Source organism: Paraliobacillus sp. PM-2 (assembly GCF_001368815.1).
Classification (GTDB): Bacteria; Bacillota; Bacilli; order Bacillales; family Amphibacillaceae; genus Paraliobacillus.
The window spans coordinates 1,286,903-1,299,751 of the sequence record NZ_CTEI01000001.1 but is presented as its reverse complement, the minus strand read 5'-3'; the positions used below and the strand labels follow the sequence as shown (position 1 = coordinate 1,299,751).

The window sequence follows — 12,849 nt, the reverse complement described above, 5'->3', positions numbered from 1 at the left end:
AATACTTTAAGGGCGTTGATTGGTAATTAGATGTTCTTCATTTGTAATATAAAATTCTCGATGAGGGCGATAATTTAATAAATTTAATTTTTCTAATTTATGATAACTTACTCGCTTAAAGGGATCCCCATGTATAATGGGGAGCTCTTTTGTTTGTTGCATATAACTATCAACTGCACGTTGAACATTATCATAGTCAATCGCAAGTTGTTTATCTTTTTCTTCAAAGATTTCATATGTTTCTCGAGACATATAATATGTTTTATTTGGTATACCTTTTAAAATGGGAGCAAGTAGTTTGTAGTCAATGGTCAAATCATCTTTAACTAGCACACTCAATGGAATTTCGTCTGGAAGTTGCATACCATATTCGTGGATGGCATGCTTTAAGTCTTCTAAAGAAATATCAATCGTTGAATATTCCTGTTTTTTATTCGCCGTTTCCTTTTTATTTGTTTTTTTAAAAGGATTCCACATTACATGGTTCCCCCCTTTTTTACTATATTTCATTCTATCCATAGTATAACAAAAAAACGGTAACAAAATATAAATGTGACAATTTTAGGTACAAATCTCCATAATAGTACCATTTTTTACAAACTTATAGTATATTATATACATGTTTTGGGTATTTGATAATTTTAAAAAACAATAATGAAATAAGGAGCTGATTTTATGAAAGAAAACAAAATAAAAAAGGAATATGAAATAAACCCCATAACTGTAGCTATTATTGCCGAAAAAGTGGATGGTAACTATATATCCCAAGTGATTGAGAGCAATGGAGCTATCAATTATGTAAAACAATCTCCTATTAGTTTAATTGATTTTGCCTGTCAGTATTTTGGAAGTACTTTACAAGGAAGGCAAGAAAGTGCTCGTAAGATTTTAAATGCCAAACATAAAGTACCTATTTCAATCAATCCATTATGTGGAATGTACTTTTTCCCAACAGTTTCCCCGCAACACCCATTTTGCTCTTGGATTTCTCACTCCTATGTAAATTGTGTTCACGAGGCACCTGAAAATAGAACCGAATTTATATTTAAAAATGGAAGTTCCATCACTTTAGATGTCTCTTATGGTTCTATGGTAAATCAACTTCAACGAACTGCTCAATTTCGTTACCTCTTAGAAGAAAGAATCCATTTCAAAAAAAAATCTATAAGATATTACAGAAAAGATGATGATGATCATTACCATCATATCTGCACGTAATGGAAGGACATAATTTGTAATAATAAAAGTAAACAGAGTCCTTGCGGGCTCTGTTTACTTTGATGGTTGCTCAAAATAAGACAAAGCATGTGTCATTAACTCACGGATAATCTTCTCTACTTTTTTCCGAATGGTAGGATTAAAATAACTTCGCTTCTCCTCTCTGCCTTGACAAATATATATATAAGAAGAAAAGGTTTCTGTCTTGTCTAAGCTTACTACTTGTACCTTTTGCTTTGCCATATATTTTTTAAGCTGTTGTCGTTCTGACAATGCTCGATTCTCCATTATCTTTAACAACTCTGTATAAGGTTCTTTAATTTTTATGTTGGATTCTTTTTCAAAAGAAATCAAATCTTTTTGAATAACGGTAATAGCCATTGATAGAAAAAGAAATCGAGATCCAAGTGCATATTCAGAGTCTGTTAAATAACGCATGTAAATCCTCCTATTAATAAAAAGAAGTCACTCAAAAACGAACGTTTGTTCTATTATACTTTATTATACCTTATTTGAAAATAAGGTATGTATAATAATTTGTAAAAAAATTAAAATTACAAAGAAATAAGGAAAAGATAGGCAAGCACAATGGTTTACATTAAAATAGAAAGTGTAATACTATTAAGAAAAGCGAAAATACCCGCAAAGCAACGTATGAACTGGATTAAACCGTAGGAGATAAAGGAAACACGACGATAGAAAAGAGTCGATGTTGACTTATCGTACAGAGGTGAAGGAAGTTACACTAGTTGCTGGGTGTTTGAGCTGGATTAAGAAAAGCGAAAATACCCGCAAAGCAACGTGAACTGCCTTTGAATGATCGGATCCATTTAGTCAAATAATGTATAGAAAAGTAGTTGGTCGATAGAGGAGCAAATGATATATGTATGTAATAGGCAGCAACGCAATAACATTGAATGAAATCCAACAATTAATAGCAGCTGATCAATATGATATTGTACTAAAACAATTATTAAAAACGTATGAGAGCTTTGGTCCATTACCTGGACTATTACTTCCGTTTATTGAAGCATTCCTCCCGTTTCTACCTTTAGTTGTATTTGTATTTACAAATGCTGCTGCTTATGGATTGTGGGAAGGATTTTTATTATCTTGGGCAGGAGCAAGTATTGGTGCAATGTCTGTATTTTTACTCATTCGAAAACTTGGAAATAAACGTTTTTTCCTTTGGATTCGTCGGAACAAACAAGTGCAACGAGTAACAAGTTGGTTAGAGCGTCATGGTTTTGGCCCTTTATTTATTCTCATGTGTTTTCCTTTTTCACCATCAGCGATTATTAATACCGTTGCAGGATTATCTAAAATAAATATCTATCAGTTTGCACTAGCAGTATTATTAGGGAAAACAGTAATGATTTTTTCTATTGCATATGTAGGTAGCAGTATCGCTTCTTTTGCACAAAATCCAGTCAAAACAATTATAGTGGGCATTAGTATTTCATTATTTTGGATAGTTGGGAAATTAATTGAAAAGTGGTTGCGTAAAAGAGATAAAATAAGACAAATGGAAGAAGAAAATTAATAGAAATAGTAGAGTGGAATTTTTTCTATTCTACTATTTTTTACTATACAAACAATGTTGTTCTACATTAACCATGTTAAAATAGAAGAAGCGAACAGACAATCGATTGAAGTATATGAGGAGAGAATAAGAAATGAGTGTCCGTTTTTTAATAGGTAATGCAACTGTATCTAAAAGCAATCAATGCTTAACAGAAATAAAAGATAAATTAAAACAAAACCCTAGAGGAAATGCGATTATTTATTTAGTGCCGGACCAAATGACTTTCCAACAAGAATATGCATTATTACAAGATGATGTACACGGAAGTATTCGTGCCCAAGTACTAAGTTTTTCGAGATTAGCTTGGCGAGTCTTACAGGAAGCTGGAGGTGCAACAAGACAATTTATTAGTTCAACAGGCACACAGATGATGCTTCGTAAAATTGTAGAGGAACGCACAAGTGATTGGCAGATGTTTCAAAAATCAATGGAAAAGCACGGATTTATAGAACAAATAGAAGCAATAATTACCGAATTTAAGCGTTATCGAATAACACCAGAACTTCTTGCAATACAATTGGAAGAGATGGAGAGATTTAAACATTTAACACCTGATGAAATAGGATTAAAAAAGAAATTAGAAGATTTATATTATATTTACGAAAGACTAGTACATGTACTAAAAGGTAAATATATTGATCAGGAAGATCAGCTTACCTTATTAGTGGAGAAAATTCCTGAGATCGCTTTTTTACAAGGAGCAGATATTTATATTGATGGCTTTCATCGTTTTACACCACAAGAGCAAGAAGTAATTAGTGCTTTAATGCAACAGGCAAAGCATACTACGATCACGCTTACCTTAGACCAAATACCCCAGGAATCGATACGTTCTTTTGATGTTTTTTCACAAACGAAAGAAACGTATCAAACAATGATTGATCTAGTAAATGAGTTGGGATTGGAATTAAGTACAGAAGTGTTGGTTGAAGATACTAATAAATTACAACCAGCATTTACTCATTTAGAAAAATTTTTTGATACTAGGCCAGCACCAAGTTTTCAAAGCGAAGCAACAATACAATTAGCACAAGCGGTTCATCCACGAGCAGAGGTCGAAGGGGCAGCACAAGAGATCTTGCGATTAATAAGAGAGAAAGGCTATCGTTATAAAGATATAGCTGTACTTGTTAGAGAGACAGATGTATATCATGATTTAATTGAAACGATATTTAAAGATTATCGTATTCCTACATTTATCGATGAGAAACGCACGATGATGCATCATCCTTTGATTGAATGCATTCGTTCGGCTATCGATGTTGTTGTTGGTAACTGGCGATATGATGCGATTTTTCGTGTCCTAAAGACGGGACTAATACCGTCAAATAGTAAAACAAATCCACTTGATATGGATGCCATTGATACATTAGAGAATTATGTACTTGAATATGGTATTCGAGGAAGAAATCAATGGATGGATAGCAATCCATGGGTTTTTCAACGATTTAAGGGCTTTGATCAAGCGGGGCAAACGGACTATGAAAAGGAAAAACAGAAGTTAATTAATGACTATCGAAATCAAGTAGTACAGGCACTGAGCCCGCTAGATAAACAGTTAAGAGTGGCAGAAACGATTGAGGAGAAAGCTATAGCATTATATGAGTGGCTGGAGCAGTTAGAAGTGCCTAAACGATTAGAACAACTCCGTGATCAATTCGATCAAGAAGGAGAATTGGAAATAGCAAGGGAACAAGAGCAAGTTTGGGATGCAGTTTTACAACTTTTAGATGAAATGGTTGAAATAACTGGACCGGAAACCATCTCATTACAGCTATTTCAGCAGAGTCTAGAAACAGGGTTTGATACATTAACTTTTGCACATGTTCCGCCAAGTATGGATCATGTAGTGATTGGTACAATTGATCGCTCTAGGATGTCTGGGATAAAAGCCTCTTTGTTACTAGGAGTTAATGAAGGCACATGGCCAATGAAGCCGAAGATAGATAGTGTGCTATCAGAGGATGATCGAGTGTTGTTAGGAACACAAGGATTAACGTTGGCTGATGGTGAAAAACAACAGTTAATTGATGATTGGTTTTATGTTTATTTAGCATTTACACTTGCTACTGATAAATTATGGATAAGCTATCCACTTAGTGATACGGAAGGGAAAGCAAAAATAGCTTCACCATTAATCAAACGAATATACGATTTATTTCCAAGTACAAGAGAAGAAGTTATTTTATTGCAAGATCCAGAAGAAATGGAAGAGGCAGATCGCTTTGTAACAACACCAAATAAAACAAGGTCAGCTTTAACAGCGCAGTTAGCCAAGTATCAAAGAAACTATCCCATTGATCCGATATGGTGGAGTGTCTTTAATTGGTTTGTTAACCATCATGAGAAAAATGGGAAGACGCATACTATTTTACAAAGTTTATTTTATCAAAATAGACCAACAAATTTAGCGAAAGAAACAGTGGAGAGATTATATCCAAAACAAATAAAGGCGAGCATATCAAGATTGGAAATGTATTATCGATGCTCGTATCAGCATTTTGCTCAGTATAGTTTAGGGTTAACAGAGCGGCAGACTTACAAACTTGATGCACCTGATATTGGACAATTATTTCATGAGGCCTTAAAGCAGATCACTGAGTGGATTCAATCCGATGAAAAAAGTTTTCGTGATGTATATCATGAAGAAGCATCAAATTATGCCAAGCGTGCTGTAGAAAAGTTAGCACCGATTTTACAACATCAAATTTTGCATAGTTCAAATCGGTATTATTATATGAAAACGAAGTTAGAACGAATTATAGCAAGAGCGACATATGTATTAAGTGAACAATCAAGAAAAAGCAATTTCCTACCTGTTGGGTTAGAATTGGGATTTGGGTTATCTAACAGTCAATTGGATCCAGTGCATTTACAACTTCCTAATGGTTATGAATTGTTATTAAGAGGGAGAATTGACCGAGTAGATCAAGCGAATCAAGCAGATGCTATGTATTTACGTATTGTTGATTATAAGTCAAGTGCAAAAGGACTAAACCTAGTAGAAGTTTACTACGGATTATCATTACAAATGCTAGCATATTTAGATGTGATCTTAACCAATGCAGAGCAATGGCTAGGGCTTCAGGCTAAGCCCGCTGGCGTACTTTACTTCCATGTCCATAATCCAATGTTATCAGAGAATAATGCACTAAACGAACAAAAGATTGATGAGAAATTATTTAAGAAATTTAAAATGCAAGGTTTATTATTAGAAGATGAATCTATTGTAAAAATGATGGATACGAGCTTGGATACAGGAATGAGTGAAATGATTCCGGCAGGTTTGAAAAAAGATGGGAACTTTAGAAGTGGTTCAAACACAGCAACTTCAGAAACCTTTAAATCGTTACAAGGTTATGTACGGGAACTAATGGTTGAGGCCGGTTTTGATATTAGTAATGGTGGAGTGGCATTAAATCCATATCAGCAAAAACAACAAGTGGCATGTACCTATTGTTCCTTTCGCTCGGTATGTCAATTTGATGTGACATTGCCAGAAAATAATTACCGTCGTTTAAAGGAATTAAAAGATGAAGAAATAGTAGAAAAAATAAAACATAAGGAGGATTAATGATGCCGCAGTGGACAAAAGAGCAAGAACAGGCAATATATACAAGTGGTACAGATACTTTAGTAGCGGCTGCGGCGGGGTCTGGTAAGACAGCGGTGTTAGTAGAACGAATTATTCAGAAATTAATTGATAAACAAAATCCAGTAGCTATTGATACACTGTTAGTTGTTACTTTCACCAATGCAGCAGCACAAGAGATGCGTAATCGAGTGGCCGAGGCGCTAGAATCTGCTTTAGAAGTTTCGCCTGAGTCTGCTCATTTAAGAAAACAATTGGCTTTATTGCAACAAGCATCGATTTCTACTTTACATGCTTTTTGTATGGATTTAATTCGTCGAAATGCTTATTTATTAGATATTGATCCTAGTTTTCGGATTGCTGATAGTATGGAAGCAGATTTGCTGCGACAAGAAGTGCTTGATGACTTATTTGAAGATTGGTATGGGAGAGAGGCGAATGAGCAACAAGCCTTTTTCACTGTCGTAGATAGCTTTTCTAGTGATCGTAGTGATGAAGAAGTAGAAGAATTAATTTTAAAACTTTATGATTTTGCTATGCAAAATCCATGGCCAGAGGAGTGGCTGGATCAAATTGTAGAAATGTATGCTGTCACACCAGAAACAAAAGAAACAGATATCTCATGGTTAGCTATTTTAAAAAAAGATGTATACAGGCAGCTTAATGCCATGCAGAATGAGGCAAAACAGGCATTAGAGAAAACGAGAGAAAATGATGGCCCATATCAATATGCAGATGCAATTGATGCAGATTTACTCATGATTCAAGAGGCAAAGGCAAAGCTAGATATAAGTTGGGAAGATACGCGCACTCATTTTATCGAAGGGAAATTTAAAGCCTTATCAAGAAAAAAAGTAGAATGTAGCGAAGAAAAGAAAGAACAAGTAAAAGCCATACGCAACAAATATAAAAAGCGTTGGAATGAGCTATCAAGCAATTGGTTCTCAAGGAAATTAGCTGCTTATTTGGCAGATATGCAGGCATTATATCCATTAATAAAAGAATTGGTTGCGTTAGTAAAAGCCTTTAAAACAAGTTACACTGCACTTAAGAAAGAAAAAGCACTTGTTGATTTCTCTGATTTGGAGCATTATTGTTTACAACTATTATTAGCCGAAGAAGCGACATCAGACAATATCATTCCTTCTGATGTTGCTGAAGCACTACAGCATAAATTTACAGAAGTTTTAGTTGATGAATATCAAGATACCAATTTAGTACAAGAGACCATTCTATCATTAGTATCAAAAAAAGACCCAGGTAACTTGTTTATGGTAGGAGATGTAAAGCAAAGTATTTATCGTTTCCGGCATGCGGAACCATCCTTGTTTATTGAGAAGTATAAAGAATTTGCTGATACTTCAAACCATCAAAAACGAATTGATCTTGCACGGAATTTTCGTAGTAGACAAGAAGTATTAGCAGCTGCAAATTATATTTTTCGCCAACTATTGGATGAAGAAGTTGGTGAAATTACTTACGACCAAGATGCAGAATTAATTTATGGGAATTTATTATATGATCAGTTACCATTAGCAAATCCAAATACTGAAGTTGTTGTCATTAATCGAGATACAAAAGAAGTAGACCAAGCTACAGAAGATGATGAGACACTAGAAGATTTAGAAAAAGCACAAATTGAGGCTAGAGCTTATGCAAATCGTATTCAACGTTGGATTGGAAATAAGGATCAAGAATCAATGAAGGTAATGGATAAATCTACCGGTCAGAAGCGATCTTTACAATACCGTGATATTGTTATTTTAATGCGCTCAATGACATGGGCTCCAACTATTATGGAAGAACTGAAAAAGCAGGGCATTCCAGTTTATGCGGAAATTGCAAGTGGATATTTAGAAGCAATAGAGATTAAAGTGATGATTAGTTTATTAAGGATAATTGATAATCCACAACAAGATATACCACTTGCAAGTGTATTACGTTCACCCATCGTAGGTTTAGACGAAAATGATTTAGCTGAAATACGTTTAGCTAAAAAAAGGGTAAGTTATTTTGAGGCATTACGTGTTTATCAAAATACAGTTTCCGATCCAATCAAACAAAAGCAGCTTACGACGTTTTTAACACAATTAGAAGTATGGCGAAAGCAGGCAAGGCAAGAAGCACTTGCAGAACTGATTTGGCAAATTTATCGTGATACAGGCTATTATGATTTTGTTGGTGGAATGCCTGGTGGAAGGCAAAGGCAAGCAAACCTTCGTGCTTTATATGATCGAGCTCGTGCTTATGAAGCTACTTCGTTTCGAGGGTTATTTCGCTTTTTACGTTTAATTGATCGCATGGAGGAGAACGGTGATGATCTTGGGGCAGCACGGGCTTTAGGTGAATCAGAAGATGTTGTTCGGATCATGACCATTCACAAAAGTAAGGGACTTGAATTTCCAGTAGTTATTTTAGGAGCGATGGATAAGCAATTTAATCAACAAGATTTAAAAAGAAAATATTTATTACACAAAGATCTTGGTTTTGCTAGTAAATACATTGATCCAGAAAAAAGAATTATGTATCCTACCCTTATTTATCATGCATTGAAACAACAAATGAAACAAGAAAGCTGGGCAGAGGAGATGCGTGTGCTATATGTTGCACTCACTCGAGCGAAAGAGAAGTTAGTCATGATTGGATCTGTTGCATCTTTGGAGAAAAAATTAGCTAAATGGCAAGAAGTTACCAATCATCCGGAATGGGTATTGCCTGCACATTACCGCTTAGAAACAAATACTTATTTGGATTGGGTCGCTTCTAGTCTTATTCGACATAAGCAAGCGACAGCACTACGAAATGACGAACCGACTCAAGTATCCCCGCTAATAGTGGAGGATGTGTCTAAATGGGATATTCAAGTAGAACATGCGAATACGTACCGTGTACCAACAACGGAAGTAGAGAATGGACAAATGAATGTAGAACAGAAAATAAGAGAATGGCAACCTATATCAAAAACTGATGAATCATTAGATGAGAAAGTAGAAAGACGACTCACATTTTCTTATCCATATAATCAAGCGGCAAGCTATCGAGCAAAACAGACAGTTACTGAAATAAAAAGGCAACGAGAGGTAAAGGACATTTACAGTGATACGCAGTTGATAAAAGATTATAAAGCTCCTATTACGCGGCGACCTTCTTTTATGCAAAAAGAACAAAAACTAAGAGCGGCAGAAGTCGGAACGGCTATGCACACCGTTATGCAACAACTACCATTCGTTAAAAAATGGAAAGAGGAAGAGATTAAAGAAGCTGTTCAAGAGATGGTAACTAGAGAAGTGTTAACCCAAAACCAAGCAGATGCTATTGATGTAAAAGCAATTGCAGCATTCTTTAAGACAGATATTGCAGCTGATATTTTACAAAGCGAAGAAATACACCGTGAAGTTCCCTTTAGTTTAACTTTAAAAGCAGAAGAGGTCTATTCAAACTGGACTACAGATGAAGAAGAGCGTGTTTTCATCCAAGGGGTAATTGATTTGATTGTACCAACATTAGATGGCTGGATGTTAATAGATTATAAAACGGATCAGATACAAGAACACACAGAAGAAAGCATCTTAATAGAGCGGTATCGCATTCAATTAAATCTATATGCAAAAGCGCTAGCTGAAATTTGGAAACAACCGGTAGTTAAAAAGTATTTATATTTCTTTTCTAATAGCAAACTGATAGAGATAACAGATTAGTAATTAGAAAGATGATTAGACATAAAATCTAATCATCTTTTTTTATGTAAAGTGGGGTGGACCCCACTTTAGGCATTTGCACTCATTACTTGATCAACAGCATCAGGATCAAGTGTGTTTGTTGCATTTAACCCACTATTTGTATTGATGAAATCTCCGGTATTAAAAGCACCTGCTCCTGCCGCTGTTTTTGAGGCACTCTTTGGTGATAAATAAAAACTATCTCCAAAATTAATTACTCCACCACCAACCGAAACAATTTTGATTGGCCCGACTATTGCTGGCATATCATCCACCTTCTTTAATTCTTCTTCTTCTTAGTTATCGTATGTTATTGTTCGTTCAACTGTTCATCCGATAGTAAAATTCGAATATGTTTAAGTCTCGATTCAGCTTCGATTGTATCTAGACTTCCCAATTGCACAGTAGAAGAGGCGGTAACCCCAGTAATATCAATTGCATCTACATGGATCGCATGATCATGATTAATGGTAGACTTTTGTATTGTTGTTTTTGGTATAGAAGGAAGGGTTTTGCTGAAAAGGGGATAATTACTGAATGAATAACCCTTATCAGATTCTACACCACCTTCTTTTTGAATGGCGATAATATTCGTTCTTGGCTTTAAGATGGAGGCATCACCAATTTCGAAAATAGATGAGTTTACAATATTATTGATACGTGTTAATTTAACCTTCGATGTTCGTGGTGTCATCTATGCCTTCTCCAATCTCACGACGTAAAGGAACAAGAGAACCTACAATATACGATTCTGGCGGTGTATCATAATAGGACTGTAATTGCATACAATCATTATCTCCTACAAGGAAAACAGAGGAAGAAGATATTGCTGTTATATCAATGCCTCCTACATGTAACCCCCAATTATGCACTTCAAGATTCATTCATTTCACTCCCGCTTTTTAAAATATTCTCTTAATCCATAATCGATTTCTTCTTTGACTTTATTAAAAATGAATGGTTCACGTACATTTTGTTGTATTTGTTGTTTTTCAGCTTCTTTTTTATAAAAAGATACCCGTTCACTTAATTGATTACATATATCTTGAATGATTAGCTCCTTTTTTGTTTCATCTATAGGACGATTCTCTTCTAGTGCCATCTGATTAAGTAAATTAGGCGCTACACCATTCACATAATCTTCTAATTTAACAAGTAAAGGATCAACTTGCTTCTTCTGCTTGCTTCTCTGCTGTAATGGGACAGAAAAATCTTCAACATTTGCAAGATCTTCAGGAGTAAAACCGATATGGAGTGTTCCATCCATACGTTCAATCTTTAACTGATCAAAATGATACTCTAACTTCTCAATGATGGTGTTTGAAGGGATGTTTTTTTGCTGAGATTCTAGGTCGTTCATTCTAGTCGACAAATCGCGAATGGTTTGATCTTGTTTTTTTATATATGCATGTAGTTGTTCTATATAATGATACCAAGCATCATTATCCATCTTCATATCCCTCCTGGCACGCAAGAAATTTAAATGATCAACGATTTATTTAACTGAAGGCTGATAGTGGAACCAAGGGTGCTTCTGGTTTCGTTTCTTGAATTTCAGCAGGAGCAGCAAGCTCTTCGTATTCGCCTGTATTATATAAGTCTGCTGTAGATTGTATCGAACCAGCACTACCAATTTGTAGGACAGAAGAATTCGAAATACTCCCTATTTTTAACATTTGGATAGTAATTGTTTGATGAACAGTCCATTGCATAGCAATCACTCCTAAAGACTCGTGACTATTTGATCAAATTTATCCTGATCATTTATTTGTGTATTCGCTTCGTTAATCTGAATGGAGAGCCCATTACCTGTATTAAAAGAGCCACCACCAGCAAATGTTTTTAAATCAGAATAAGGTTGCATCATATATACATCTCCTATGTGGAAAATGCTAGAACCACCAATGGAATTAACTTTTACGGCTCCAACAATCGCAGGCATATTGCTTCCTCCTTTGTTTTAGTTTATGAGTAAATATCCCATTTGTGCTAGATTGAAAGAAAATCAAAGGATTAATCCTTTCGTTTTAATGTGTAATTTATTGATGTGTCGAAAGATAAAGGGAGGAGGACCAAAGAATAGAATGACTTGGACTAATTATCATATGTTAGCTAATATCCAAATATGTAGGTTAACACATTTGAAGTATAATTTTTATGTTTAATATAATTGTATTTTGGCTATATCAAAATAAACGGGTATATATTTTAGCAAAAGGTATATGAAAGCAAGTAATATAAATGGCAAAATTACTGAATAAACGTTAAAATACATTATAGTATTATAAGTTAATAAATGAGAACTTACTTTTAAGGAGGAATAAAATGATACATTTACACATTACATCATGGGTAGTGGCACTTATTCTATTTACAATATCTTATTACTTTTATAAGGCAAATAAACATAAGAAAGCTAAAATAACACATATGATTACAAGATTAATGTACTTATTGATTCTTTATTCTGGAGGTGATTTATTAGTTGGTTATGTTCAATCAGGAACCTTTAGTGAATTTGCTGCGGAAACAGTGATTAAAGTTGCTGCTGGATTATGGGTTATTGTTTGTCTGGAACTATTGCTCATTCGCTTTGTAAAAGGTAAGCCAATAAAAGGTTTTTTTGTACAATTAGCAGTTGCATTAGCCATCGTGCTAGCATTAGGCTTTGGTCGCCTTCCATGGGGATTGCTACCATTATAATGATTGTTTTTTCTTTTTAAGGTAAAACAAAA

General features: G+C 34.7%; 13 protein-coding genes. 5 read left to right on the top strand and 8 right to left on the bottom strand.

Annotation, left to right across the window (positions count from 1 at the left end; translation table 11 throughout):
* Positions 1–6 precede the first annotated feature (6 nt).
* Entirely contained in the window at positions 7–477 is a 471-nt protein-coding gene (locus BN1058_RS06265; RefSeq protein ID WP_090854446.1) for a DUF3939 domain-containing protein, read from the bottom strand.
* Between the two features lie 198 nt (positions 478–675).
* On the opposite strand from BN1058_RS06265, the gene BN1058_RS06260 reads away from it, so the two are divergent.
* Positions 676–1,218 carry a competence protein ComK gene (locus tag BN1058_RS06260; RefSeq protein WP_255307009.1) on the top strand — a complete coding sequence of 181 codons (543 nt, stop codon included), beginning with the start codon at positions 676–678 and terminating at the stop codon, positions 1,216–1,218.
* Positions 1,219–1,272: 54 nt separating this feature from the next.
* Here BN1058_RS06260 and BN1058_RS06255 read toward each other — a convergent pair whose 3' ends face one another.
* A complete protein-coding gene (locus BN1058_RS06255; RefSeq protein ID WP_090854443.1) occupies positions 1,273–1,656 on the bottom strand; it encodes a YhjD family protein in 384 nt (127 codons plus the stop codon).
* Positions 1,657–2,101: 445 nt separating this feature from the next.
* Between BN1058_RS06255 and BN1058_RS06250 the strand changes: the two genes are divergently transcribed.
* From BN1058_RS06250 to addA, 3 genes are all read left to right on the top strand, one after another.
* Positions 2,102–2,761 carry a TVP38/TMEM64 family protein gene (locus tag BN1058_RS06250; protein ID WP_090854440.1) on the top strand — a complete coding sequence of 220 codons (660 nt, stop codon included), beginning with the start codon at positions 2,102–2,104 and terminating at the stop codon, positions 2,759–2,761.
* Positions 2,762–2,894: 133 nt separating this feature from the next.
* Positions 2,895–6,377: a helicase-exonuclease AddAB subunit AddB gene (gene addB / locus BN1058_RS06245; RefSeq protein ID WP_090854437.1), complete on the top strand. Its 3,483-nt coding sequence runs from the start codon at positions 2,895–2,897 to the stop codon at positions 6,375–6,377.
* A gap of 2 nt (positions 6,378–6,379) precedes the next feature.
* Positions 6,380–10,093, top strand: coding sequence for a helicase-exonuclease AddAB subunit AddA (gene addA / locus BN1058_RS06240; protein ID WP_090854435.1), 3,714 nt, complete (start codon positions 6,380–6,382; stop codon positions 10,091–10,093).
* A 68-nt stretch (positions 10,094–10,161) separates the two neighbouring features.
* Here addA and BN1058_RS06235 read toward each other — a convergent pair whose 3' ends face one another.
* Genes BN1058_RS06235 through BN1058_RS06210 form a run of 6 tightly spaced genes read right to left on the bottom strand, consistent with a single transcriptional unit; the run spans position 10,162 to position 12,056 of the window.
* The gene (locus tag BN1058_RS06235) at positions 10,162–10,380 is read right to left on the bottom strand and encodes a spore germination protein (RefSeq protein ID WP_090854431.1); all 219 of its coding nucleotides are present in this window, start codon (positions 10,378–10,380) and stop codon (positions 10,162–10,164) included.
* A gap of 44 nt (positions 10,381–10,424) precedes the next feature.
* Positions 10,425–10,808 carry a spore germination protein GerPE gene (locus BN1058_RS06230; RefSeq protein ID WP_090854428.1) on the bottom strand — a complete coding sequence of 128 codons (384 nt, stop codon included), beginning with the start codon at positions 10,806–10,808 and terminating at the stop codon, positions 10,425–10,427.
* The gene (locus tag BN1058_RS06225; protein WP_090854425.1) at positions 10,783–10,998 is read right to left on the bottom strand and encodes a spore gernimation protein GerPD; all 216 of its coding nucleotides are present in this window, start codon (positions 10,996–10,998) and stop codon (positions 10,783–10,785) included. The genes BN1058_RS06230 and BN1058_RS06225 overlap by 26 nt, the downstream gene beginning before the upstream one ends.
* A gap of 5 nt (positions 10,999–11,003) precedes the next feature.
* On the bottom strand, positions 11,004–11,564 hold the full coding sequence (gerPC, locus tag BN1058_RS06220) for a spore germination protein GerPC (protein WP_090854422.1): 561 nt from the start codon (positions 11,562–11,564) through the stop codon (positions 11,004–11,006).
* A 49-nt stretch (positions 11,565–11,613) separates the two neighbouring features.
* Complete coding sequence (locus BN1058_RS06215; protein WP_090854419.1) at positions 11,614–11,826, bottom strand: spore germination protein GerPB; 213 nt, start codon at positions 11,824–11,826, stop codon at positions 11,614–11,616.
* A gap of 11 nt (positions 11,827–11,837) precedes the next feature.
* On the bottom strand, positions 11,838–12,056 hold the full coding sequence (locus BN1058_RS06210; RefSeq protein WP_090854417.1) for a spore germination protein: 219 nt from the start codon (positions 12,054–12,056) through the stop codon (positions 11,838–11,840).
* Positions 12,057–12,439: 383 nt separating this feature from the next.
* Between BN1058_RS06210 and BN1058_RS06205 the strand changes: the two genes are divergently transcribed.
* The gene (locus BN1058_RS06205) at positions 12,440–12,817 is read left to right on the top strand and encodes a YisL family protein (protein WP_090854415.1); all 378 of its coding nucleotides are present in this window, start codon (positions 12,440–12,442) and stop codon (positions 12,815–12,817) included.
* The last annotated feature ends 32 nt before the right edge of the window (positions 12,818–12,849 follow it).

Excerpts from the sequence above, each read along its gene's own strand:
- BN1058_RS06265 (WP_090854446.1), bottom strand. The coding sequence starts at position 477 with ATGTGGAATCCTTTTAAAAAAACAAATAAAAAGGAAACGGCGAATAAA.
- BN1058_RS06260 (WP_255307009.1), top strand. The coding sequence starts at position 676 with ATGAAAGAAAACAAAATAAAAAAGGAATATGAAATAAACCCCATAACT.
- BN1058_RS06255 (WP_090854443.1), bottom strand. The coding sequence starts at position 1,656 with ATGCGTTATTTAACAGACTCTGAATATGCACTTGGATCTCGATTTCTT.
- BN1058_RS06250 (WP_090854440.1), top strand. The coding sequence starts at position 2,102 with ATGTATGTAATAGGCAGCAACGCAATAACATTGAATGAAATCCAACAA.
- addB (WP_090854437.1), top strand. The coding sequence starts at position 2,895 with ATGAGTGTCCGTTTTTTAATAGGTAATGCAACTGTATCTAAAAGCAAT.
- addA (WP_090854435.1), top strand. The coding sequence starts at position 6,380 with ATGCCGCAGTGGACAAAAGAGCAAGAACAGGCAATATATACAAGTGGT.
- BN1058_RS06235 (WP_090854431.1), bottom strand. The coding sequence starts at position 10,380 with ATGCCAGCAATAGTCGGGCCAATCAAAATTGTTTCGGTTGGTGGTGGA.
- BN1058_RS06230 (WP_090854428.1), bottom strand. The coding sequence starts at position 10,808 with ATGACACCACGAACATCGAAGGTTAAATTAACACGTATCAATAATATT.
- BN1058_RS06225 (WP_090854425.1), bottom strand. The coding sequence starts at position 10,998 with ATGAATCTTGAAGTGCATAATTGGGGGTTACATGTAGGAGGCATTGAT.
- gerPC (WP_090854422.1), bottom strand. The coding sequence starts at position 11,564 with ATGGATAATGATGCTTGGTATCATTATATAGAACAACTACATGCATAT.
- BN1058_RS06215 (WP_090854419.1), bottom strand. The coding sequence starts at position 11,826 with ATGCAATGGACTGTTCATCAAACAATTACTATCCAAATGTTAAAAATA.
- BN1058_RS06210 (WP_090854417.1), bottom strand. The coding sequence starts at position 12,056 with ATGCCTGCGATTGTTGGAGCCGTAAAAGTTAATTCCATTGGTGGTTCT.
- BN1058_RS06205 (WP_090854415.1), top strand. The coding sequence starts at position 12,440 with ATGATACATTTACACATTACATCATGGGTAGTGGCACTTATTCTATTT.